Raw genomic sequence first — 22,555 nt, 5'->3', positions numbered from 1 at the left:
TGGGTCCCTGCGAGGACTGCAGTCAGGTAGGGGATCTTGCCGGCAGAGCTACCTGGATTCAGCTTCGCGGCCGTCTGCCCGAAGCGACTGAAACCCGGCCGATGTGACCGCGACCCCTTGACGCAGAACGGCCCACTTTCCCTGGGAAAGTGGGCCGTTCTGTGTGAACAGGATCGTCAGAACATCTGCCAGTCCGAGGCCCCGTCGGGCTGGTTGTACAGACCGCCGTCGGTGTTCTTGATGACGACGGCGTCACCGGAGCCGAAGTTGTCGTAGAACCACTTGGCGTCGGCGGGGGCGAGGTTGATGCAGCCGTGGCTGACATTCGTATTGCCCTGGTCGGCCACCGACCACGGCGCGCCGTGCACGAAGATGCCGCTGTTGTCGATGCGCACGGCATCCTTGACGTGGGTCTTGTAGCCCTCCGCGGAATCCACCGGAACCCCATAGGTGGAGGAATCCATCACGATATCGGCGAACTTCTCCAGCACGTAGTAGGTGCCGTTCTTGGTCTCGTGGCCGGACTTGCCCAGCGAGACCGGGAACTCCTTCTCCACCTCGCCGTTGCGCACCACCGTCATCGTCTTGGTGGCATCGTCGACCGTGGCCACCAGTTGCTCGGGCACGGTGAAGCTGGACTTGGTGCCCGCGGCGTCGATGTTGACCACGGTGCCGGTGGGCCAGAAGTCCTGGGGACGCCACCGCAGCTGGGTATCGGTGACCCAGTAGAACTGGCCGGGCACCGGGGGGTTCGAGGTGATGTGCACCGCGTCCTGGGCCATCTGCCGGTTGGCGATGGGCCGCTGGAAGTTGATGTAGATCGGCTTCGCCGCGCCGGCGATCGACCCGTTGACAGGGTTGAACGATGGCGGCACGAACGGCGGCAGACCGCGGAACGGATTCGGGTTCTGTCCCGGCGGGGTTCCCGGCGGGATGGGCAACGGCTGCGCGCCGGGCCCACCGACCGGTGCGAACGGATCGGCTGCGGTGGGCGTCGCGGGCGGAGCCGGCGGCGCGAACGGGTTGGGGAATGCGGGCGGGGCCGGCGCGGGTGCCGGCGCGGGCGGAACGGGCTCCGCCAGAGCCGACGGGCTACCGATACCTGCTGCGACGACCGTTGCGGCCGCCAAGATCGCGCTGGCGAGTTTCCTTCTCGTCCGCTGCGACATATGTCACCTCCACTGGCATATCTGCAGACCAGTCTGGCACAGCACGTCTACCGGCTAACCCTGGCGAGGCCGGACGGACCCCTCATCACCGTCCGACCTGCACCACTGACCTGGGACGTTTATCGCCGGTGTGAGCCCTGCCGTTACAGGGGCGAGCAACCACGGCAGTGCGGCAACGGCGATCAATACCACCGCGGTCAAGGCCGCCGACGCGCTGAGCACGGCGAACGCGCCACCCGCCCCGAACAGGGCGCCACCGGCCAGGGCGCCGGTGACGATGCCCGCCTGGAACATCGCCACATAGAGCCCGGACGCACCGTCGGGGTCCTCGGGTGCGCTGGTGATCGCAGCGGACTGCAGCATCGGCGGCAGCGCCGTCGACATGGCGCCCCACGCCAGCATCCCGACGACGCCGAGGACCGGCCGCGGGTCGCCACCGGCCACGAACGCCAGCCCCGCGAACGCGGCGACCAGTCCTGCCAGCGCGGTCATCAGGACCGGTCGCGGCCACCGGTCCAGCGGGCGGGCGAACACCGCCATGGCGGCCAGTCCGGCCACCCCGAATCCCGCGAGCACCGGAGCGGTGGCGGTGCCCGTGACCTCGCCGACGACCACGGCGATGTAGGTGTAGGACATGAAGTGCGCGCTGACACCGACCAGCGTGAGTCCGCACAGGGTGGCCAGCGCGCGGTTGCGGTGCCACCGGCGGCGGCTCACCCGACCGGTCGGGCCCGTCGTGGTGGCAGGCAGCACCGGCAACAGCAGTCGCGCGGCCAGGGTGACCGCTGCGGCCGCCACCATGACCACAGCGGCCGCGGTCCGCCACCCCCACGCCTGAGATAGCAGCGCCGTCATCGGGTTGCCCGCCACCAGGGCCAGGGCGGTGCCGGCGTACACCGCCGTGGTCGCCCGTCCGCCGTGCCCGGGAGGCACCAATCGGACGGCGATCGGGGCCAGCACCGACCACATCAGACCGTGGGTGAGCGCGCACAGCACCCGCGCCACCGAGAGCACCGCGAAATTCGGCGCGAGCACCGAAAGTGCTTGTGAGACCGTCAGACACACCAGGGTCAACAACAGTGCCCGGCGCCGCGGCCAGCGCGCCGTCCAGCGCACCAACGGCAGGGTGGCCACGGCGGCGATCAACGCATAGCCGGCCAGCAGGGTCCCCACCGTCGCCGGGGCGATGTCGAGGTCGGCCGCGATGGCGGGCAGCGCCCCGACGGGCAGGATCTCGGCGGTGACGTAGACGAACGCGGCGGCCGCGAGCACCGTCAGTTGCGCGTACGGTTTCACGGTCATGCTGGAAAGCCACGGTAATGCCGTGGCCGCCCCGAACCGAGAGGACGCGCGATGATCGCCTTCAGCATCAGCCCGTCGGGCACCGGCCGCTCCGACGGCTCGGTCAGCGAGGCCGTCGCCGCCGCGGTGCGGGTGGTGCGCGCGTCGGGGCTGCCCAACCGGACCTCCAGCATGTTCACCGAGATCGAAGGTTCCTGGGACGAGGTCTTCGACGTCGTCAAACGTGCGACCGACGCGGTGGCACCATTCGGCACCCGGATCTCACTGGTGCTCAAGGCCGATATCCGACCGGGCCACGAGGGCGAACTCGACGGCAAGCTCGCGCGCCTGGAGTCCGCGATCGAGAACGCCGAACAGGGCTGACGGCGGCTAGGAGCGGACCAAGCGGGCGATGGCCGCCGACGCCTCGGCGAGCTTGACCTCAGCCTCCTCACCACCCGCGGCAACCGCGTGGGTGACGCAGTGGCCGAGGTGCTCATCGAGCAATCCCAGAGCGACCGACTGCAGCGCGCTGTTGACCGCACTGATCTGGGTGAGGATGTCGATGCAGTACTTGTCGTCATCGATCATCTTGGCGATACCGCGCACCTGCCCCTCGATGCGCCGCAACCGCTTGGCGTAGTTCTCCTTCTGCGGCGAATAGCCGTGTTCTGCATCGGTCATCGACTATCCGCCTCCCAACAGTTGCTGCATGTGACCGGCCTCCTCTTGGCGCGTGCTGATGATGCCCTGCGCCAGCGTCTTGGCGTTGGCGTCCTGACCCTCCTGGATCTCGGTGGCGGCCATGGTCAGGACGGCCTGGTGGTGGTTGAGCATGGCCTGCAACCACAATCTGTCGAACTCCGGGCCGCGCAGCGCCGCGAGCCGCTGCATGGCGCCCTCGTCGAACAGGTTGGGCCCCTGCGGGACCGGGCCCTGGCCGCCCTGCTGGCCATCGGTCCACTGCACCAGCAATGCGTTCACGGTGTCGGTCTGCTGTTTCTCGCTGACGGCGAGCACGTCGGCGAGCGCCTGCATGCGTGGGTCGTCGGAGTTGGTGCGCACCAACGCGATCATCTGGTCGATACGCGGACGCTGCGCGAGCAGGGCATCGGCAAAGGCGCGATCGATGGCATTGACGCCCGGAGTGCCCGGCGCGGGGGATGTCGCCGAGGCGGTGGAGGCGCTCGGCGCCTCAGGTGCACCGGCCTGTCTGCCACACGCCGGCACAAGGATGGCCAGCATCGCCGCCACCAGCACCAGCACCCGTCTCATGCAGCCAGGTTACCGGTACCCCAGAGGGGTATCAGCGGGGGTTTGGGATGCCCGTGGGCCGAATGCATACTTACCTGCATGCCCTCAGCACCGCAGGCCCGTCCCGGGGTCGATATCAAACCCCGCAGCCGCGACGTCACCGACGGATTGGAGAAGACCGCCGCCCGCGGGATGCTGCGCGCCGTCGGTATGGGTGACGACGACTGGGTAAAGCCCCAGATCGGCGTCGGCTCATCCTGGAACGAGATCACCCCGTGCAACATGTCGCTGCAGCGGCTCGCGCAAGCGGTCAAGAGTGGCGTGCACGCCGGCGGGGGCTATCCGCTGGAGTTCGGCACCATCTCGGTCTCCGACGGCATCTCCATGGGCCATGAGGGCATGCACTTCAGCCTGGTGTCCCGCGAGGTGATCGCCGACAGCGTCGAGACCGTCATGCAGGCCGAACGCCTCGACGGATCGGTGCTGCTCGCCGGCTGCGACAAGTCGATCCCCGGCATGCTCATGGCGGCGGCCCGCCTCGATCTGGCATCGGTGTTCCTCTACAACGGCTCGATCATGCCCGGAACGGCGAAGCTGACCGACGGCACCGAGAAAGAGGTCACCATCATCGACGCCTTCGAGGCCGTCGGTGCGTGTGCCCGTGGCCTGATGTCCCGCGAGGACGTCGACATCATCGAGCGCGCGATCTGTCCCGGTGAGGGCGCCTGCGGTGGCATGTACACCGCCAACACGATGGCTTCGGCGGCCGAGGCACTGGGACTCTCGTTGCCCGGCAGCGCATCCCCGGTGGCCATCGACTCGCGTCGCGACGAGTACGCGGCCCGGTCCGGCGAGGCCGTCGTCGAGTTGCTGCGCCGCGGTATCACCGCCCGCGACATCCTGACCAAGGAGGCGTTCGAGAACGCGATCGCGGTGGTCATGGCCTTCGGCGGTTCCACCAACGCGGTGCTGCACCTGCTGGCCATCGCCCGCGAGGCCGAGGTCGAACTGACGCTGGCGGACTTCACCCGTGTCGGTAACCGGGTGCCCCACCTGGCCGATGTGAAGCCGTTCGGCAGGCACGTGATGAAACATGTGGACGAGATCGGCGGTGTGCCGGTGGTCATGAAGGCGTTGCTGGATGCCGGCCTGCTGCACGGTGATTGCCTGACCGTGACGGGTCAGACGATGGCCGAGAACCTGGCCCATATCGAGCCGCCGGATCCCGACGGCAAGGTGCTGCGCGCCATGAACAACCCGATTCACCCCACCGGCGGCATCACCATCCTGCACGGCTCGCTGGCACCCGAGGGCGCGGTCGTCAAGTCCGCCGGCTTCGACTCGGATGTATTCGAAGGCACGGCACGGGTTTTCGAGCGCGAGCGGGCCGCACTGGATGCCCTCGAAGACGGCACCATCACCCACGGTGACGTGGTCGTCATCCGTTACGAGGGCCCCAAGGGTGGACCGGGTATGCGCGAGATGCTGGCCATCACCGGCGCGATCAAGGGTGCGGGCCTCGGCAAGGACGTCCTGTTGATGACCGACGGCCGGTTCTCCGGTGGCACCACCGGGTTGTGCGTCGGGCACATCGCGCCGGAAGCCGTCGACGGCGGCCCGATCGCGTTCGTCCGCGATGGTGACCGGATCCGTCTCGATGTCGCCAACGGCACCCTCGACCTGTTGGTCGACGAGGCCGAATTGACCTCCCGCAAGGCTGGTTTCGAGCCGTTGCCACCGCGGTACACCACCGGCGTGCTGGCCAAGTACACCAAGTTGGTGCAGTCCGCGGCCGTTGGCGCGGTCTGCAACTGACGGATCACCTACACCGCGGCGCCGCCGCGGTGTAGGTGGGCCTCCACGATGTCCGCGCCATGGGGCACTCCCCCGGTATCGGTGAATCCGCGGGCGACGGTGGCCGCACCGCCGGACATCGACATCGCGTCGAGGATGGCGGTGCGCAATCTGGCTGGGGTAAGCCGACGCGCAGGCAACCGGGTTCCGCAGCCGGCGACCTCGACGCGGCGGGCGACCTCGAACTGATCGCGCCCGAACGGCACCACGCATACCGGTATCCCGCGGCTGAGTGCCTTTTGTGTGATTCCCATGCCGCCGTGGGTGACCACGCAGACGGCGTGCTCCAGCAGCAGCGAATGCGGGACGAAACTGGCCAGCGTGACACCGGGCCTGCCCGGGATGGTCACGGGACCGGCCGGCGAGGTCGCCACCAGGTGCAGGCCTAAGCCTTCTAATGCCTCGATCGCCGACCCCACCAGCCGGGCGTCGGCCTGTGGGACCGAAGATGTGGTCACCAGGACGATCGGGCGGTCGATATCGGCCAACCAGGCCGGCTCCTGATCACCCACCGGGTCGAACGCCGCGGGGCCGATCATGTGCACGTTCGGCCCCCAATCGGTCTGCCGGTACTCGAAGGGTTTGCCGGTGGCCACCAGGACCGCCGGGGCGCGCCGCAGCAGCTCGTCGGCGGTCTGTACGGCGGGCAGTCCGAGGTCGGTGCGGACCGGGGCGATTCCTTCGGCAAAAGGTCGGTCGAAGACCCGGCGGGTCACCGTGCCGATGCCGTGGTCACGGATGCGGCCCCATGGCCCCCGCCACGGCCGGGCTCCCGCGCCGAACGGCGGCAGACCGGGAGCCCGCAGATAGGGGGTGAAGGGCGACAGGACGAGCCAGGGAACATCCTCGGCCTCCAGATAGGAGATCGCACCCCAGGAGTTGGAATCCACGATGACCAGATCGGGACGCACCACCTCGACCGCCCGCCGGATATCGGCGACTTCCAGGGCGGCGCGCCGGGTGAGCACCCGCACGGTGTCGGTGGCCGCCCGCAGCACTGAGATATCGGCCTCGTCGCGGTCGTGTTCGACCGATTCGATCGTGGGGTCCACGGGTTCGACGGCAAATCCTAGCCTGCGGCACAACCGGGTGCCGTCGGCGAGCGTGCGCACGTGGATGCGGTGACCGCGACCGGCGAGTTCGGTGAGTAGCGCGCAGAACGGATAGAGGTGCCCCAGCGCCGGCGCCGTGTACGCCAGGATCACCGCCATGCCAGGACTCCTTCCACCGTGTCGGCCACGTCAATTGTCATTCGCGGCACCGCCCACGGCGGATCGGGTCAGTTCGTGAACGGCTTCCCGGCGGCCATGGACTCGATACGACGGACCGCCACCTCCAGCACCGGCAGGTAGGCCGGCGCCCACCACGGCGCCGTCATCCACACCGTGCAGCCGCCGGGTCGCGGTTCGACACCGTGTTGGGTTGCCGGTACGCCGGCGACATCCCATCCCCAGCTGTGGCCGGGATCGAATGCGCTGATGACGAACGGCAGCGGAATCCCGACCGGTGTCCAGACCCGTCCGGTCGCACCCAGCAGGACGGCGGTGCCGTCGAGTTCGGCGCGCGAGACCGTGGGACCCCACTGGGGCCACGCGTCCAGATCGGTGAGCAGCTCCCACACCGCATCGGCGGGGGCATCGACCGTTCGCTTCGCCGTCCACACGGCTGTGCTGGTACCCACCGGCGCGCTGTCCGAACCGCGCAGGTTCGGCCATCGGGATAACGCGGGCTCAGGTGACCAGCGCGACGGCGAACCCGTCCCAGCCCTTGGCCCCGACGGTCTGGATGGCGGCGGCGTCCAAGCGGGGATGGCTGCCCATCAGCGCGATGGTGTCGCGCACCGCAGTCGCCTGTCGATCCTGCGGGTCGGGATCCAGGACCCGGCCGCCGCGGGCGATGTTGTCGACGATGATCAGCGCACCGGGTTCGGACAGGGCGATCGCCGCCTCGAGGTAGGCGAGATTGTTCTCCTTGTCGGCATCGATGAAGAACAGGTCGAACGGCCCCTTCAGTGTGGGCAAGGTGTCCAGCGCGGCGCCGACGATCACCTCGACGCGGTCGGCCACGCCGGCGCGCTCCAGGTTCTGCCTGGCGATCTCGGCGTGCCGCGGGTCGTACTCGAGGGTGACCACGCTGCCCTGCGGGCCGACCCCGCGCGCCAGCCAGATGGTGGAGTAGCCGGCCAGGGTGCCGATCTCCAGGGCGCGGCGGGCTCCGGTGAGCCGGGCGTACAGCGACAGCAGCTTGCCGTGCTGCGCGGAGACCTCGATGGCGGGCATGCCTGCCGGGCCCGTCGAGAGCCGCGCGGCGCGCAGCGCCTCGTCCTCGGTGTTCAGCAACTCGTCGTACAGTGCGTCCATCGCGGCGTAATCGCTCATCCGGACACCCCTTCCTTTGCGTAGATCACCCGGAGCACGTGCTGGACTTCCGGTCCCATCACGCACCCTGCCAAATCGGCCATCGTGCCGACGAACCCGGGACCGTGCGGCTCACCGTCGTCGGTCAGATCGTCGGTCAGGTGATGCGCCAGTTCGTGCAGGACCACCAGCTCGCGCAGCGCCCACCGGCTCTGACCGTCCGGCACGGCGATCATGCCGGGTTCGTAATGTGCCGCGGTGACCCCGCGCCGCGACCGCACCGCGCACGTCCCCGCCGCGGGCCAGCGCTGCCGCACGGCGGGCATTGCCAGGACATCCTCGACATAGCGCCGCACCGCGTCCACCGACCCGAACCGCGCCTCCGGCGGCAGGGTCAGCGCGGTACCGAAGAAATCCAGCGAGCCGCGACCGTCGGCGCGGTCGAACAGTGTCCGCACGAATTCCTCTGCGGCATAGACCTTTGCCCGTTGCGCATCGCGCATCAGCGCTCCAGGCGGGCCCGCGCCCCGGACAACTCCTGCGGCGGACCCAGCCGCGCCCGACGACCGGCCCGATCCCCGGCCCGGCGAGCCTCCGACGAGTACCCGGCCGTGGCACTGCTGGCCCGCCATGTCCCCCGCGCCGCCGAGGCCTTCCGATAGAACGAGGTCAGCTCCAGGTCCTTGTTGCGCAAGGCCACCGCGGTGCCCGGCACACCGTCGGCGCCCTCGGTGGCCGACCGCCGAGCCTCCTCGCGGGCCTCGGACAACCGCTGCCCCACCCGCGCACCGAAGGCCAACTGGAAGTTGATCCGGGCGGTGATCGTCGGCGTCGGCCGGTGCGCGCCGGTGGCCAGGTATTCCTTGGACGCCCGCACCATCTGCATGACCAGGCTCGAATACAGCGCGTGGCTGGCGTCGATGTCCTCGGCGAAGCCATACGCGTAGACGAATGTCGAGTTCGATGCCACATCGCATTTCACGTCATTGGCCAGTGCGATCACGACGAACAACTGGACGTAGGTGCGCAGGCCCCGGGTGCCCGGATCACCGATGGTGATGGTGCGTTGCACCGGGGCTTGTGCGGCGGTACGGGTCGCCGTGTGCGCACGGGCCACCGCCAGGTCGATCGAGGTGGCGGTGGCCAGCCGCTGCGCGGCAGCCAGAAACGCGTCCGCCTCATGCTGGTTGTCGGTGCCCTCGGCCTGCCGCAGCAGGGCCGCGATGCGGGCCAGCATCTTGTCGCTACTCATGGGGCCAGGCTACGAAGTCGCCCCGACAACGCAGCCCGCTCGGGCACGGTTATCCACAGGCCGCGGGTCATGGCTGGACGAAGGTGTCCAATGCCGCGACCAACTGCGGTGACAGCGGATCCTGCTTGGCGTAGTTGGCGACGCTGTCGGTCGGGTCGTCACGCAGGACATGGTTGACGCCCTTGAGCTCGACGACGGTCAGCGCGGTGCGCCGGAGCGCGTCGACCAACGGACGAACGGCCGTGCACGGGGCTTGCCCGTCGGTGTCCGAACAGGTCAGCAGCACCCGGGTCGCGGTCGGCACCTTCGCCGCCAACGCCAGCGGGTCGATCGAATCCGCCTCCACGACGGCCTTGACATTGCCCGCGTTGAGGATCGTGCCGAGCCCGTCCGGCAGCTGCGCGGGCGCGGTGCCGCGAGTGCGGGCCTCCTCGACGGCCGCGGCCCAGGCGGCGAGCACCTGCTGCGCCTGTTCATCGGTCTTGGCGCCCGAACTGCGGGCGGCCTCGACATCGACGCGCACCCGATCGCTGACGATGTCGAGATACCGTCCCGGCAACGGCTGGAGCAGCCCGAGGGCGTGGATCTTCGGGGCGTCCGGGTCGATATCGTCGGCCAGCGTCATGGCGTGGATGGTGCCCTCGCCGATTGCGTACACCGAGATCTGGTCGGCGTCGGTACCGGGCCGGCCCGCCAGATAGCGCACCGCGGCTCGGGCTCCCGCCGTGTAGGCCGCACTGCCGACATTCGCGGGATTGGTGGCGTACGGGCCGAGACCGGTCTTGCCGGTGCCGACCTTGTCATAGCGCAGCGAGGCGATGCCCTTGCCAGACAGGTACTCGGCCAGCTGACGCATGTTGCCCACGGGACCGGCCACGGCATTGTCCCCGTTGCGGTCGGTGGCACCACTCTCCGAGATCAGCAGTGCCGCAGGACCGGTGTCCTCGCCATGGTGGCGGTAGGTGCCGTGGATGGTGAGACCGGCGGCATCGGTGAAGGACACGTCATCCTCGACCCAGCCCTGCTGGGCGTCACCGTTCCCGGACTCTCCCGACGAGCACCCGGCGACCAACAGCAGCGCCGCGAGCAGCGAGACGATGACGCGGACAGCGCTTTTCACAGTCTGGTCGCAATCCACGAGGTGACGTCGTCGAGGACCACGGCGCGTTCGGGTTCGTTGAACACTTCGTGGTAGAGCTCGGGGTAGACCTTGAGGTTGACATCCGCCGAGCCCACCCGGTCGACCAGCAGCTCCGAGCCGGCGACCGGGATCAGCGAGTCCTGCCCGCCGTGCACCACCAGCAGCGGCGCGGTCAGCACGGCCGCGCGGCGCGGCATGGTCTCTCCGACTCCGATGAGCGCCTTGGCGATACCGGCGGGCAGCTTGCCGTGATGCACCATCGGGTCGGCCTCGTAGGCCGCCACCACCTCGGGATCACGAGACACCGCGTCGGCAGGCAGGTTCTCCACGGGCAACCCGGGCAGCAGGCTGCCCAGCACCTTGGCCACACCGATCATCAGCGGCGACACGGCATCCTGGGCATACACCGCCGGTCCGGACAACACCATGGCGGCGTAATCGTCGGGATGTTCGACCCCGTAGGTGAAGACAACGCCGCCACCCATGCTGTGACCGAGCACCACCCTTTTGAGTTCGGGGTGCGCGGCGGTGGCCAGTCCGACGAGATGGTGGAAATCGTCGGTGTACTCGGAGATGTTCTTCAGGTAGACGCGCTTGCCGCCCGAGCGTCCGTGCCCGCGCAGGTCCAAGGCATAGGTGATCAGCCCGGCCTCGGCGAAGCGCTGGGCGACGTGGTCGTACCGGCGGGCGTGTTCGGCGTAGCCGTGACAGATCAGGACAACGCCGGTCGGGTCGGTCCCCGGTGTCCACACGTCGTAGACGATGTGCACTCCGGAAACACCGTCGAAGGTGCGTTCACTGCGCGTGGTGGCCACGCGATGAGCCTATCGGCACACCGCCGCAGGCCCCGCTTGTCGGTCCCGGTCGGTAAGCTCCCGTGGGTGACCGTCCTCACAGCGGTAGACGACAGATTCGACTCCAAGGACGCCTTCCTCGCCGATGCGCAGCGGTATCGGCGGGAACTGTTGGCGCATTGCTACCGGATGACGGGTTCGGTGCACGATGCCGAGGATTTGGTCCAGGAGACCTATCTCCGGGCGTGGAAGTCCTATGACCGGTTCGAGGGCAAGTCCTCGGTGCGCACCTGGCTGTACAAGATCGCCACCAACACCTGCCTGACGGCACTGGAGGGCAAGCAGCGGCGGCCATTGCCGTCGGGGCTGGGCACCCAGAACGCCGACCCGCACGCCGATATCCACGAGCGGCATGAGGTGCCCTGGCTGGAGCCGCTGCCCGATGCCGAGGATCCGGCGGATCCGCAGACGGTGGTCGGCACCCGCGAGTCGGTGCGGCTGGCCTTCGTGGCGGCGCTGCAACACCTGTCGGCCCGGCAGCGGGCGGTCCTGGTGCTCCGCGATGTGTTGCAGTGGCGGGCCGCCGAGGTGGCCGATGCCGTGGGCGCGACGACCGCGGCCGTCAACAGCCTGCTGCAGCGCGCCCGCGCCCAGCTCGAGGCCGTCGGCCCGAGCGCCGACGAGGTGCTGCGGGCGCCGGAGTCCCCGGAAGCCCGGGAACTGCTGGCCCGCTACATCGCCGCGTTCGAGGATTACGACATCGATTCGTTGGAGAAGCTGTTCACCGACGACGCCATCTGGGAGATGCCGCCCTTCGACAGTTGGTACGTCGGCCCGGCGGCGATCGGTGCGCTGTCCCGCGACAAGTGCCCGGCCGAGCGGGCGGGCGATATGCGATTCATCGCCACCACCGCCAACGGCCAGACCGCGGCGGGGATGTATCTGCGCAACCCGGAAACCGGTGTGCACGAACCGTTTCAGCTGCACGTCATCGACATGACGGCCGCCGGTATCACCCACGTGGTGGCCTTCCTGGACACCACGTTGTTCCCGGCGTTCGGGCTACCCGACCGTCTCTGATCGGTAGGCCCGCGTCAGGGTCGCGATATCGAACTTGCCGAAGGTCGCCAGCACCGCGGCATCGAGTCGCCGATTGGCCTCGACGTCACCGCGGCCGATCATGTCGAAGTACTCGGTCGGAGTGACCTGCCACGACAGGCCGTACTTGTCCTTGAGCCAACCGCACGGCTGCTCCTGACCACCGGCGACCAGCGCGGCCCACACCCGGTCCAGTTCCTGCTGACCGGTGACCCGCACCTCCAGCGACACCGCCTCGGTGAACGTGAAATGGGGTCCGCCGTTGATGCCGACGAAGAGCTGGTCGCCGAGTTCGAACTCGACGAGCACGGGCACGTCCTGCGGCGACGGAGCGTCGGGGTGCGGGGCATGGGTGGCGACGATCCTGCCGTTGCCGCCGAAGGCCGCAATGTAATGCGCGGCCGCCTCCTCGGCTTCGCGGTCGAACCAGAGATTCGGGACGATGCGTGCGGTGATCTCAGTCATGCCGATATCGACCCGGTCTTCCGGCCGAATTCATCGCCGAGTCCACACGACGACACATCAAAGCAACTGAATTGCCAGTTCAGCGTCATGGAAGCCGCCGATTTGGAACGTGTTCTATTATTGCTGTCCATGAAGACCAAAGGTGCCCTGCTCTGGGAGCTCAATTCGCCGTTCACGGTCGACGAGATCGATCTCGGAGATCCGGTCGCCGACGAGGTACAGATCCGCATGCACGCGGCCGGCATGTGCCACTCCGACTACCACATCACCACCGGGGCGACCCCGATCGGACTACCGGCACTCGGCGGGCACGAGGGCGCCGGCGTCGTCACCAAGGTGGGCAAGAATGTCACCGGCATCGCCGAGGGCGACCACGTCATCCTGGCGTTCATCCCGGCCTGCGGTCAGTGTCCGCCGTGCCTGAAGGGTTTCCGCTCACTGTGTGACCGCGGTGCGGTGCTGCTCGGCGGCAAGGCGATCGCCGACGGCACCAGCCGCATCCACGCCGGCGGCCGCGAGGTCTCGCCGATGAACCTGCTGGGCACCTTCGCTCCCTATATGACGGTGCACAAGGACTCGGTCGTCAAGATCGACGACGACATCCCGTTCGAGACGGCGGCGATCATGGGCTGCGCGGTGCCGACCGGCTTCGGATCGGCCACCAATGTCGCCGAGGTGAAGCCCGGCGAGACCGTCATCATCGTCGGCGTCGGCGGCATCGGCATGAGCGCGCTGCAGGGCGCGGTGATCTCCGGCGCCAAGCAGGTCATCGCGATCGACCCCAACGAGTGGAAACGCGATCAGGCGATCAAATTCGGCGCCACCCACGTCTATCCGTCGATGGCCGAGGCCATCGGACCGGTGATCGACGCGACCTACGGCCTGATGGCCGACAAGGTGATCATCGCCGTCGGTGAGATGAAGGGCGAGTACATCGAAGAGGCGATGATCCTCACCGCAAAGACCGGCACCTGCGTGGTGACCGGAATGGGTTCGATGATGGACGCCGACGTCAAGCTCAACCTGTTCCTGTTCACCATGTTGCAGAAGACGTTGAAGGGCAACATCTTCGGCGGCGGCAGCTCACATGTGGAGACCCCGCGCCTGGCCGCGCTGTACAAGTCGGGCCTGCTCAACATCGACGATATGATCACCCGCACCTACAAGCTGGAAGACATCAACACCGGCTACCAGGACATGTTGGACGGCAACAATATTCGCGGCGTCATCCGCTTCGACGAGTCCGACTGGTAGGCCTTTTCGGCCAACAGACGCCTATGCCCCCAGAATCCGGTGATCCTGGGGGCATGGGCGTCTTCTCGCGAGGATTGGTTACTTCGGTGGCATCCGGATGCCGCCGTCGACGCGGACGACCTCGGCGTTCATGTAGGAGTTGGTGAGCAACTCGATGACCATCGAGGCCAGTTCCTCGGGCTTGCCGAGGCGGTGCGGGAAGAGCACCGACTGACCGAGCTTGGCCTTGAACGCCTCCGACGCCTCGCCCTCGCCGTAGATCGGCGTGTCGATCAGGCCGGGCGCGACGGTGTTGACGCGGATACCCGCGGCGGACAGATCCCGGGCCACCGGCAGGGTCAGGCCGACCACGCCACCCTTGGACGACGAGTAGGCCGCCTGGCCGATCTGGCCGTCGAAGGCCGCCACGCTGGTCAGGTTCACGATCGCGCCGCGCTCACCGGTCTCGGTGAACTCGTTGCGGCTCATGGCGGTGGCGGCCAACCGGATGCAGTCGAACGTGCCGACCAGGTTGATCTCCAGCACCTTCTTGTAGGCGTCCAGGTTGTGCGCCGAGTCGAACTCGCCGTCCTTACCGATGGTCCGCTGGGCCCAGCCGATACCGGCCGAGTTGACCAGGGCACGCAGCGGGCCCAGATCGACGGCGGTGTTGACCGCGTCCAGGATCTGATCGGTCTTGGTCACGTCGACGGTGACGAACACACCGCCGATCTCCTTGGCGAGTGCCTCACCGCGTTCGGCGTTGAGGTCCGCGACGACGACCCGGGCACCCCGGTCCGCCAGCTGACGGGCGGAAGCGGCGCCGATACCCGACGCGCCACCGGTGACGATTGCGCTAGCTCCATTGATATCCACGTCGACAGACTAAGGCCTCCCGACCGGTGGGTTGATGCCGACCGAGAATCCCAAACCTCAGAAGGTCCGCACCACCCGGACCATGGCCCAGATGAACAAGGCGACAAAGGCGAGCATCGCCACGCAGGCCATCTCGTAGAACGGGCTGTGCAGTTCACCGAGCAGGTAGACAAAGAACGGCAGGCACAGCCATCCGAGCAGGAAGATCGCCACCGGCCCGCGCTTGCTGGGGCGCGGCGGGATGTCCTCGACGTCGTCGAAGATGTCGTCGAAGTCCGGCGCATCGGGGTAGTCCTCGTCCGCCGGGCTCATGGGCCGATGGTAACCAGGACCGCCGCTGATCGCCCGCCCTCGTTCAGCGCAGCCGTGCCAGCACCGCGGACAGCCACTGCTGCACGGCGCGCGCCTGCGGCTCGGTCATCCCGTCGAAGACCGTCGCGCGCACCAGGGCGGCATGCGCCGGCGCGGCGGACTGCAGTGCCGCCCTCCCGTCGGCCGTCAGATCGACTACAGCGGCGCGGCGGTCATCGTCGGCGCCGCGCCGCCCGACCAGCCCGCGCGTCCGCATCCTGGCCAGTTGATGGGAAACCCGGCTCTGTTCCCAGCCCAGCCGCGCGCCCAGATCGGCGACCCGGCACCCTGGTGCCTCGTCGAGGGCCACCAGCACGTCGTAATCGGCCAACGACAGCCCGCAGTCCCGTTGCAACTGCCGGTTCATCGCGGTCTGCAGCAGGCCGGTCATCTCCAGGTAGCTGCGCCACATCGCCTGTTCCTGCGCGTTCAACCACATGGAATACATGACACATCATCTAAGTTGTGCTGTCCATAGCCGCCACCTAGGCTGGCATGTGAAATCGAGGAGCATCGATGACCCGCACTGCATCCGTGGACATCCGGCGCGCCGCCGACCGCGCGGCGACGAAGATCTCGTGGCTGGACTCCAAACACTCGTTCTCCTTCGGAGACCACTACGACCCGGCCAACACCCATTTCGGATTGTTGTTGGTGAACAACGACGACCGTGTCGCCCCCGCGAAGGGATTCGACACCCACCCGCACCGGGACATGGAGATCGTCACCTGGGTCATGCAGGGCTCGCTGGTCCACCAGGACTCGACCGGTAACTCCGGTGTCATCTATCCGGGTCTGGCACAACGGATGTCGGCCGGTCGCGGCATCCTGCACTCGGAAAAGAACGACTCGTGGCGGCTTACCGGTAGTGAAACCCACAGCGAACCGGTGCATTTCGTGCAGATGTGGGTGGTCCCCGACGAGTCCGGGCGCGATCCGGGCTACCAACAGCTGGAGATCGACGACGAACTCCTGCGCGGCGGGCTGGTGACCATCGCATCCGGGATGCCCGAGCATCGCGACCAGTCCGCGATCACGATCGGCAACAAGTACGCCGCGCTACACGGCGCCCGTCTGCAGGCCGGCGAGACGGTGCAGTTGCCGCAGGCGCCGTATCTGCATCTGTTCGTGCCGCGCGGCGCCGTCACCCTCGAGGGTGCCGGTGAACTCGGGGCGGGTGATGCCGCCCGACTCACCGCGACCGGAGGCCAGCGGGTCACCGCCTCGGAACCGTCGGAAATACTGCTCTGGGAGATGCATGCCGGTCTGGCAGGTTAGCCACCGAATCACCTGTGCCCTGGTGGGCGCAGCACTGGTCACCGGATGCTCGACCGACACCGCACCCGGCACCGCGCAGTCGGGCACCTCCGCCACCACCACAACGGGCGAGCCCCCGTCGGCGCCGCGTACCGCCGAACTGACCGAAGTGACCGTCGACGTTCCCGACGGGATGCGCGCGACGCCGTTCGACGAGCCCCGCCGGGCGATGGTGCCGGCGGGGTGGACACTGTCGGTCTGGGCGCGAACGGACAAACCCCGGTTGATGGCGTGGGCGCCCGACGGCGCCCTGCTGGTCTCCATTCCCCGTACCGGACAGGTGCTTTCGATGCGGGACGGGAATGCGTCCGTGCTGCTCGACGGGCTCACCCAACCGCACGGGCTCACCTTCGCGGCGAACCGGTTGTACATCGCAGAGAGCAATCGGATCAGCTCGTACGCCTACCGCGACGGTGCTGCCGTCGAGCCGAGGGTGATCGCCGACGACCTGCCGGATGGCCGCAGCCCGGACCTGCGGGGCGCCTACTCCCATGCCCTCAAGAGCGTCGCAGTGGGACCCGACGGCGCGGTGTACTTCTCGATCGGGTCCACCGGCAACATCTCCGAGCAGGACCGCACTGCAACACCGCCACGTGCCACCATCATGCGGGTTGCGCCCGAGGGCGGTCCGGCCCAACCCTTTTCGACCGGTGTCCGCAACGGAACCGGGCTGGCCGTCGCGCCCGACGGTGCCGTGTGGACCGCGGTGAACAACCGCGACAACGTCGCCGACCCATCGACCGGACAGGTCGATCCCGCATACGTCGACGACAACCCCCCGGAGTCTGTCGCCAAGTTGAGCCCGGGACGCGAACTGGGCTGGCCCTACTGCAATCCCGATGGCGGCCCGGCCAACCTGCCGCTGATCCGCGATGTCCAGACCAACCCCGACGGCAGCCGGATGGACTGCGCGGCGCTGCCGCCCATCGAGCAGAGCCTGGGTGCGCATTCGGCGCCGTTGGGTCTGAGCTTCAGCACCGGCCAGTTGCCCCGACCATACGACAGCGGAGCACTGGTCGGTGTGCACGGTTCCTGGAACCGCCAGAACCCGCAGCCCCCCGAGGTGTCCTACTTCGCTTGGCGCGACGGGGAACTCGGCGACCAGCAGACCCTGGTCGGCGGGTTCCAGGCCGACGATGGGACACGTTGGGGCAGACCGGTCGCCGCAGTCGCCGGACCCGATGGCTCGGTGTACATCACCGACGACTACGCCGACGCGGTCTACCGTTTGACCCCGCCTACCTGACCGGCGTGCCGCGCCGTCCGGTGGCGCCGACGTAGATGGCGATCAGCACGATCGCCACCGCGATACCGACGAGGAACGGGATGATGGCAAATCCGCCATTGGAGTTGGCGTAGCCGACCTGGTAGGTCACCCAGCTACCGATGAGCGATCCTGCCGCGCCGAGCAGCACGGTCATCAGGACTCCGATGTTCTGCTTTCCCGGCATGATGAGGCGCGCCAGCGCTCCGACGATCAGTCCGACGATGAGGGCGCCGAGGATTGTTCCGATCATTGCTGCTCCTAGCTCGCGTGGCACAGCCTGTTGACTGATGCCCGTAGGAGTACCCAAAGACACTGACGCTCAAGCGGATAACCCGATGCGCAACCGTGACGCACCTGTGACGAAAGTTGACAGTGTTGCTGCTGTGATTGAAAGTGATCGTCTGCGTCCCGCATCAGAAGGAAATGCCGTGCCCACCGTCGCCCCCCGCCTCCGGCGTTTCCTCGCTGGTACCGCCGCACTCGCGGTCGGAGCGGCATTGGCAACATGCACCGGGTCACCCACCGCATCGGCGGCGGATGGCCGCAGTTTGCTGGCCGCCGCGATCGCCAACACCAAAGGCTCCTATCTGGTGTACAACTTCGGCGGCGGCTATCCCGCACCGATGCTCGACGCCGCCGGTCGTTGGTACGAGGCCGGTAATGGCGGGCGGGTGATGGTCATCAAAGGCGCCTCACAGCGGCTGGCGCCGCGGCTGCTGGTGGACACCCACAACGGCTATCAGGCGCGCTGCGAACGCACCCCGGGCGCCCGGACGGGCGAGGGCCTGGTCCAGGCATCCGAGATCTATACCCCGATCGCCGCGTGGCAGGCGCTCGGCCAGCCCACCATCGCGGTGAACGCCAACTTCTTCGATATCCGTGGCCAACAGGGCGGGTCATGGAAGACGACCGGATGCAGTTCGCCGCTGGGCGCCTATGTCGACAACACCCGCGGACTCGGCAAGCTCAACCTGCCGCTGACCGGAACCCTGGCCTACGCAGGCAAACAGGGCCTTTCCGGCGGCAACGAGATCTGGACCCCCCTCGCCACCATGATCATGCCGACCTCGGGCACCCCCTTCATGGTGATGCCACGCTCGGCCGACGATTTCGATGCGGCCACTCCGGTGATCGCCGACCTGATCAGCAAGGGCACCCGCTTCGTCGCCGTCGCGGGCCTCGGGCTACTGGCTCCCGGAGATACCGGTCAGATGAACGATCCAGGCCCGTCGGCGGCCCGCACCGCGCTGGGCTACGTTCGCGACCGCGACGAGTTCTACGTGTTCCAAGGCGGCAGCTACACCCCCGACCAGATCCAGGATCTGTTCCGCGGCCTGGGATCTGATGCCGCCATCCTGCTCGACGGGGGCGGCTCCTCGGCCATCGTCCTGCGCCGCGACACCGGTGGCATGTGGGCCGGCGCCGGTGTGCCCAAGGGATCGTGTGACACTCAACAGGTGCTCTGCGATTCCAAGGAACGAGCCCTGCCGAGCTGGCTGGCCTTCAACTGAGGGCGGGCCAGATGTGCTGACAGCTAGGCCGCCGCGGCACCGTCCGATGAGGCCGCGCGGTCGGAATCGCGGTCGGCTGTGTCGCCCTTCGCATCCGCACCCGCAGCAGCGGGCGTGCGATCGACGGACGCAGCGGACTCGGCGGCCCGACGCCCACCGAATGGGCTGACGGACCCTACGTCGGAATCGTCCTCGGCGATCGACTTCCGGTCGTCCTCGTCACCGATCTCCCGTTCGGTGGTGTCGTCGTCGGTGGTCTCGTCGGTGGTCTCGTCGGCAATGCCCTCGGCCACGTCCTCTTCGGCTTCGTCGGTGACCTCTTCGGTGACGTCCTCGATCACCTCGTCGTCGGTGACTTCCGCTTCGGTGGCATCCGCGACCTCGTCGTCGGTTGAAACCTCGGGGTCCACCGACTCGCCCCCTGTCGCAGCATGTTTGGGCTCGGCGCCCGAATCCTCGGGAATCGGTGCGCTGGGATCGGCGGCATGCTTACCCGCGGACTCCGCCGCGCCGGTATCCACCGACAGCGTCACCAGTGCGGAATCGTTGTCGGGGAGCGTGCCGGGGTCGGCCTCTGCCTGACGCTGCGCATCGGCAGGCTGAGCGGCGGGTTGCGCCGAGGCGAGCAGTGCGTCGATACCTGCCTGCAGTCCGCCGAGATTGAGCCCGCCGGTGAGGGTTTGGATGAGCTTGCCCAGGTTCTCCAGGACGTTGGGCGGTGCTGCGGTGGGGTTGGCGCTGAAGAACTCCTTCTGGAAACCGTTGACCAACGACGTGAACACGTCGTTCATGGCCTGGCCCCAGTCCACCGTCGGGAAGGACATGAACGGTGTCGCGCTGCCCGCCTCGTCCAGGGTCCTGGTCCAGGTGCCGTCGGCATTGCGCACGACATCGGTGTATCCCAGGTTGACCAGACTGGTCAGGGCCGGCGACAACGCATTGGCCAGGCGGTAGGCCACCGTGCCGAGGGTGCCGAAACTGACGGTGTTGAGCACATCGCCGATCAGGTACAGCGGTTCCAGCAGCGGCAACGTCCTGGTCGCCAGGGTCAGATAGATGTTGATGTCCAGCGGGCTGCCCAGATCGAGCGCGCCGGCGACGGTATCGCCGACCTCACCGAGGATCTGGTCCAGCGCGGTGTCGAGATCCACCCCACGCAGGATGTAGGACGCACCGATGGTGCCGGCGAGCAGATTGTTGAACAGCGACACCGGATTCGGCCAGGCCGCGAAGTCGGAGAAGGGCTGGTACTGCACGGTGGCATCGATCTTGATCGGCACCAGGTTGGCCGCGCCGAGTTCGATCCCGGTGCCCAGAACCGGTATTCCCACGCCCTCGTTGGTCGCGGCCACATCGGGTGTGCGGACGTCGATGCCCAGCAGATCGAACAACGGGTAGAACCTGGCGAGCATGCCGCCGTTTGCGCGACCGACATTGTTGGCCAGGATCATCGGCAACAGCGTGAGGCTGCCCAGTGGTCCGCCACCGCCACCCACCCGGGGTTGGTTGGCCAGGTCGGCCAGCACCTGCTGGTAGGCCGAACCCGCGGCCATCGCCCCGAAGCCGTAGCCGATGACGAGCGGGATCCGCACGTCCATCAGGCTCAGGTCCGGAAGGTCGATGCCGATGAGAATGTTCACCACACCGTCGAGTAACGGTCCCAGCAGCGGTATCTGTCCGACGGCGCCACGCGCCAGGCCCAGCACGGAGTCCAGCAGGGTCTCCACCCCGACCTGCAGGTAGGAGGTCGAATTGATGGCATCGGCAACGGCATTCGCCGTCCCGGGAGTCCACCCGAGGTCGAGTCCGGCCAGCGCCTTGAGCAGGGTGAAGGGCTCACCCGGGGTGATGATGTTGAGCCCCTTGATGTCCAGTGCGGCCAGATTCAGCGGGGCGGACAGGTCCAGTCCGACCAGCCCCAGTAGCGCCGAGAGCGTGATGTTGCCCTGCGCATCGGTGATGTTGAGCAGGTCGAGGATGCCGATCAGCAGCGGGGTGGCCGCACCGAGGATCGGTGCCAGCACCGGCTCCAGCCCGATCGGCACCGCACCCAGGATGTCGTCGAGGAACGCGAGCGGGATCTTGCTCAGCAGATCCTCGATGTTCAGCCCGAACCCGCCGCCGATGTTGATACCGGCGATGGCCCGTTCGTAGGCCTCGATGAACGCCTGCAGCGAGTCGTAACCGGCGCGGCCCGCACCACCGGTGACATCCGGCAGGCTGCCCGGCGGGCCGAACGGACTCACTCCGGCGGTCAGATCGACCGGTTGCTCCACCACCCGCAGGTAGTGCTCCTCGGGGCGGGGCAGCGGGGCGGGTGCTGCCGCCCCCACCGTCATCGCCGTTGCCGTCGCCGTTGCCGCCGTGACCATTGCCACCCGCTTGGCGCGCTGTGCCGTTCTCCGGTGCTTGCCAGCCATCTACCTCATGCCTCCCCGACGAGTTCTGGGCAGGAACTTAGCATCGCCTCACGGGCGTTCTGAAGCTTTTGCTCAGGAAAGCATCAGGGTTGGCGCATAACGCTGCGCAACAGGCGGTCTCGGATGGTTGCCGGCAGCCGTGTCAGCAAAGCCAATTGCAGCTTCGGGCCGGCCCCCACCGCATAGCGTGCGCGAGGCCGCTTTTCGGTGAGCGCCTTGATCACCACCTCGGCAACGCGCTTCGGATCCACCGCCATTCGTTGGGACACCGGTATCGACTTGCGCATGCCGGAGATGTGCCGGGCATAGAGCGCCCGCTGCTCCGGCGACAGCGCCGCTTCCGCGTCGTCGACCATCGCAGGCGCGCGGCGCCACATATCGGTGTCGGTCTGCGCCGGTTCGATCAGTACCACCGGAATACTCCACGGCCGCAACTCCATTCGCAGCGCGTCGGCGGCCGCCTCGAGCGCAAACTTGGAAGCGGCGTAGGCGCCGACCATCGGCGTGGACAGCCGGCCGTTCACGCTGGAGATGAACACCACCCTGCCCTGGCTGCCGCGCAGCCTCGGCAGCACGGCCTGCGTCACCGCGAGTTGTCCGATGACGTTGACCTCCAGCTGTTTACGCCACTGGTCGGCGGTCACGGTCTCCACCGGTCCGGCCACGACGATGCCGGCGTTGTTGACCACCGCATCCAGCTGTGCGGGCAGGACGGCATCGAGGGCGGCGATATGCTCGGCATCGGTGATATCGAGGATCACCGATGAAATGCGCTGTGGATGGGTGGCCGTCAGCATCGCACCGTCGACGGTGTTGCGCACGCCAGCAATGACGTCCCATCCCGCGACGGCCAACTGCTCGGCAATCACGCGGCCGATTCCTCGGCCGGCTCCGGTGACCAGAACTGTGGGCATG

General features: G+C 67.9%; 25 protein-coding genes. 7 read left to right on the top strand and 18 right to left on the bottom strand.

Annotated elements, in window-relative coordinates; all coding sequences use genetic code 11:
• Positions 1 to 176: 176 nt before the first annotated feature.
• Together IC40_RS0106870 and IC40_RS0106865 are read right to left on the bottom strand one after the other, a co-directional pair.
• Positions 177 to 1,169 (bottom strand): L,D-transpeptidase, encoded by a 993-nt coding sequence (locus tag IC40_RS0106870; protein ID WP_030134001.1) that lies wholly within the window; start codon positions 1,167 to 1,169, stop codon positions 177 to 179.
• Between the two features lie 54 nt (positions 1,170 to 1,223).
• Positions 1,224 to 2,471, bottom strand: a complete 1,248-nt coding sequence (locus IC40_RS0106865) for an MFS transporter (protein ID WP_081843345.1) — start codon at positions 2,469 to 2,471, stop codon at positions 1,224 to 1,226.
• A gap of 51 nt (positions 2,472 to 2,522) precedes the next feature.
• Between IC40_RS0106865 and IC40_RS0106860 the strand changes: the two genes are divergently transcribed.
• Positions 2,523 to 2,834 carry a thiamine-binding protein gene (locus IC40_RS0106860; RefSeq protein ID WP_030133999.1) on the top strand — a complete coding sequence of 104 codons (312 nt, stop codon included), beginning with the start codon at positions 2,523 to 2,525 and terminating at the stop codon, positions 2,832 to 2,834.
• A 6-nt stretch (positions 2,835 to 2,840) separates the two neighbouring features.
• Here the strand turns inward: IC40_RS0106860 and ricR are convergent, their stop codons facing one another.
• Entirely contained in the window at positions 2,841 to 3,134 is a 294-nt protein-coding gene (gene ricR, locus IC40_RS0106855; protein ID WP_019514222.1) for a copper-sensing transcriptional repressor RicR, read from the bottom strand.
• Positions 3,135 to 3,137: 3 nt separating this feature from the next.
• The gene (locus IC40_RS0106850; RefSeq protein WP_081843344.1) at positions 3,138 to 3,725 is read right to left on the bottom strand and encodes a DUF305 domain-containing protein; all 588 of its coding nucleotides are present in this window, start codon (positions 3,723 to 3,725) and stop codon (positions 3,138 to 3,140) included.
• Between the two features lie 78 nt (positions 3,726 to 3,803).
• Here IC40_RS0106850 and ilvD point away from each other — a divergent pair, with 78 nt between their 5' ends.
• Entirely contained in the window at positions 3,804 to 5,519 is a 1,716-nt protein-coding gene (gene ilvD, locus IC40_RS0106845; protein ID WP_030133997.1) for a dihydroxy-acid dehydratase, read from the top strand.
• A gap of 8 nt (positions 5,520 to 5,527) precedes the next feature.
• On the opposite strand, the gene IC40_RS0106840 is transcribed toward ilvD, so the two are convergent.
• The 7 genes from IC40_RS0106840 to IC40_RS0106810 form a co-directional block, all read right to left on the bottom strand.
• Positions 5,528 to 6,769 carry a glycosyltransferase gene (locus tag IC40_RS0106840; RefSeq protein ID WP_030133996.1) on the bottom strand — a complete coding sequence of 414 codons (1,242 nt, stop codon included), beginning with the start codon at positions 6,767 to 6,769 and terminating at the stop codon, positions 5,528 to 5,530.
• Between the two features lie 68 nt (positions 6,770 to 6,837).
• Positions 6,838 to 7,221, bottom strand: a complete 384-nt coding sequence (locus tag IC40_RS0106835; protein WP_030133995.1) for an SRPBCC family protein — start codon at positions 7,219 to 7,221, stop codon at positions 6,838 to 6,840.
• Between the two features lie 67 nt (positions 7,222 to 7,288).
• On the bottom strand, positions 7,289 to 7,936 hold the full coding sequence (locus tag IC40_RS0106830; protein ID WP_030133994.1) for an O-methyltransferase: 648 nt from the start codon (positions 7,934 to 7,936) through the stop codon (positions 7,289 to 7,291).
• Entirely contained in the window at positions 7,933 to 8,418 is a 486-nt protein-coding gene (locus IC40_RS0106825; RefSeq protein ID WP_191293450.1) for a TIGR04338 family metallohydrolase, read from the bottom strand. Before IC40_RS0106825 ends, IC40_RS0106830 begins: the two co-directional genes overlap by 4 nt.
• The gene (locus IC40_RS0106820) at positions 8,418 to 9,167 is read right to left on the bottom strand and encodes a DUF2786 domain-containing protein (protein ID WP_030133992.1); all 750 of its coding nucleotides are present in this window, start codon (positions 9,165 to 9,167) and stop codon (positions 8,418 to 8,420) included. Before IC40_RS0106820 ends, IC40_RS0106825 begins: the two co-directional genes overlap by 1 nt.
• 67 nt (positions 9,168 to 9,234) lie before the next feature.
• Entirely contained in the window at positions 9,235 to 10,287 is a 1,053-nt protein-coding gene (locus IC40_RS0106815; protein ID WP_030133991.1) for an alpha/beta hydrolase family protein, read from the bottom strand.
• The gene (locus IC40_RS0106810) at positions 10,284 to 11,123 is read right to left on the bottom strand and encodes an alpha/beta hydrolase (RefSeq protein ID WP_030133990.1); all 840 of its coding nucleotides are present in this window, start codon (positions 11,121 to 11,123) and stop codon (positions 10,284 to 10,286) included. Before IC40_RS0106810 ends, IC40_RS0106815 begins: the two co-directional genes overlap by 4 nt.
• Before the next feature lie 36 nt (positions 11,124 to 11,159).
• On the opposite strand from IC40_RS0106810, the gene IC40_RS0106805 reads away from it, so the two are divergent.
• Positions 11,160 to 12,182, top strand: coding sequence for a sigma-70 family RNA polymerase sigma factor (locus IC40_RS0106805; protein WP_030133989.1), 1,023 nt, complete (start codon positions 11,160 to 11,162; stop codon positions 12,180 to 12,182).
• Here IC40_RS0106805 and IC40_RS0106800 read toward each other — a convergent pair.
• The gene (locus tag IC40_RS0106800) at positions 12,165 to 12,665 is read right to left on the bottom strand and encodes a VOC family protein (RefSeq protein WP_030133988.1); all 501 of its coding nucleotides are present in this window, start codon (positions 12,663 to 12,665) and stop codon (positions 12,165 to 12,167) included. The two genes, IC40_RS0106805 and IC40_RS0106800, sit on opposite strands and share 18 nt — an antisense overlap.
• A 129-nt stretch (positions 12,666 to 12,794) precedes the next feature.
• Here IC40_RS0106800 and IC40_RS0106795 point away from each other — a divergent pair, with 129 nt between their 5' ends.
• Positions 12,795 to 13,919 carry an NDMA-dependent alcohol dehydrogenase gene (locus IC40_RS0106795; RefSeq protein ID WP_023985065.1) on the top strand — a complete coding sequence of 375 codons (1,125 nt, stop codon included), beginning with the start codon at positions 12,795 to 12,797 and terminating at the stop codon, positions 13,917 to 13,919.
• A gap of 78 nt (positions 13,920 to 13,997) precedes the next feature.
• On the opposite strand, the gene IC40_RS0106790 is transcribed toward IC40_RS0106795, so the two are convergent.
• From IC40_RS0106790 to IC40_RS0106780, 3 genes are read right to left on the bottom strand one after another with little or no spacing between them, the layout of a single operon-like run.
• Positions 13,998 to 14,774, bottom strand: a complete 777-nt coding sequence (locus IC40_RS0106790; RefSeq protein WP_030133987.1) for an SDR family NAD(P)-dependent oxidoreductase — start codon at positions 14,772 to 14,774, stop codon at positions 13,998 to 14,000.
• A gap of 57 nt (positions 14,775 to 14,831) precedes the next feature.
• Complete coding sequence (locus tag IC40_RS0106785; RefSeq protein WP_030133986.1) at positions 14,832 to 15,086, bottom strand: hypothetical protein; 255 nt, start codon at positions 15,084 to 15,086, stop codon at positions 14,832 to 14,834.
• A 43-nt stretch (positions 15,087 to 15,129) separates the two neighbouring features.
• Positions 15,130 to 15,573: a MarR family winged helix-turn-helix transcriptional regulator gene (locus IC40_RS0106780; RefSeq protein WP_030133985.1), complete on the bottom strand. Its 444-nt coding sequence runs from the start codon at positions 15,571 to 15,573 to the stop codon at positions 15,130 to 15,132.
• Positions 15,574 to 15,641: 68 nt separating this feature from the next.
• On the opposite strand from IC40_RS0106780, the gene IC40_RS0106775 reads away from it, so the two are divergent.
• Positions 15,642 to 16,403, top strand: coding sequence for a pirin family protein (locus tag IC40_RS0106775; RefSeq protein ID WP_030133984.1), 762 nt, complete (start codon positions 15,642 to 15,644; stop codon positions 16,401 to 16,403).
• A complete protein-coding gene (locus tag IC40_RS0106770; RefSeq protein WP_030133983.1) occupies positions 16,384 to 17,688 on the top strand; it encodes a PQQ-dependent sugar dehydrogenase in 1,305 nt (434 codons plus the stop codon). Before IC40_RS0106775 ends, IC40_RS0106770 begins: the two co-directional genes overlap by 20 nt.
• Here the strand turns inward: IC40_RS0106770 and IC40_RS0106765 are convergent.
• Positions 17,681 to 17,959, bottom strand: coding sequence for a GlsB/YeaQ/YmgE family stress response membrane protein (locus IC40_RS0106765; protein WP_030133982.1), 279 nt, complete (start codon positions 17,957 to 17,959; stop codon positions 17,681 to 17,683). The genes IC40_RS0106770 and IC40_RS0106765 overlap by 8 nt on opposite strands.
• 178 nt (positions 17,960 to 18,137) lie before the next feature.
• Here IC40_RS0106765 and IC40_RS0106760 point away from each other — a divergent pair, with 178 nt between their 5' ends.
• A complete protein-coding gene (locus tag IC40_RS0106760; RefSeq protein ID WP_030133981.1) occupies positions 18,138 to 19,220 on the top strand; it encodes a phosphodiester glycosidase family protein in 1,083 nt (360 codons plus the stop codon).
• 23 nt (positions 19,221 to 19,243) lie between these two features.
• Here the strand turns inward: IC40_RS0106760 and IC40_RS0106755 are convergent, their stop codons facing one another.
• Both IC40_RS0106755 and IC40_RS0106750 read right to left on the bottom strand, forming a co-directional pair.
• Positions 19,244 to 21,640: an alpha/beta hydrolase family protein gene (locus IC40_RS0106755; protein WP_110783576.1), complete on the bottom strand. Its 2,397-nt coding sequence runs from the start codon at positions 21,638 to 21,640 to the stop codon at positions 19,244 to 19,246.
• 83 nt (positions 21,641 to 21,723) lie between these two features.
• Positions 21,724 to 22,554, bottom strand: coding sequence for an SDR family NAD(P)-dependent oxidoreductase (locus IC40_RS0106750; protein ID WP_030133979.1), 831 nt, complete (start codon positions 22,552 to 22,554; stop codon positions 21,724 to 21,726).
• Position 22,555 lies beyond the last annotated feature (1 nt).

Source organism: Mycolicibacterium neoaurum ATCC 25795, from assembly GCF_000691525.1.
GTDB lineage: Bacteria > Actinomycetota > Actinomycetes > Mycobacteriales > Mycobacteriaceae > Mycobacterium > Mycobacterium neoaurum.
The sequence above is the reverse complement of the archived record's forward strand: the minus strand, read 5'-3'. Positions and strand labels throughout refer to the sequence as shown.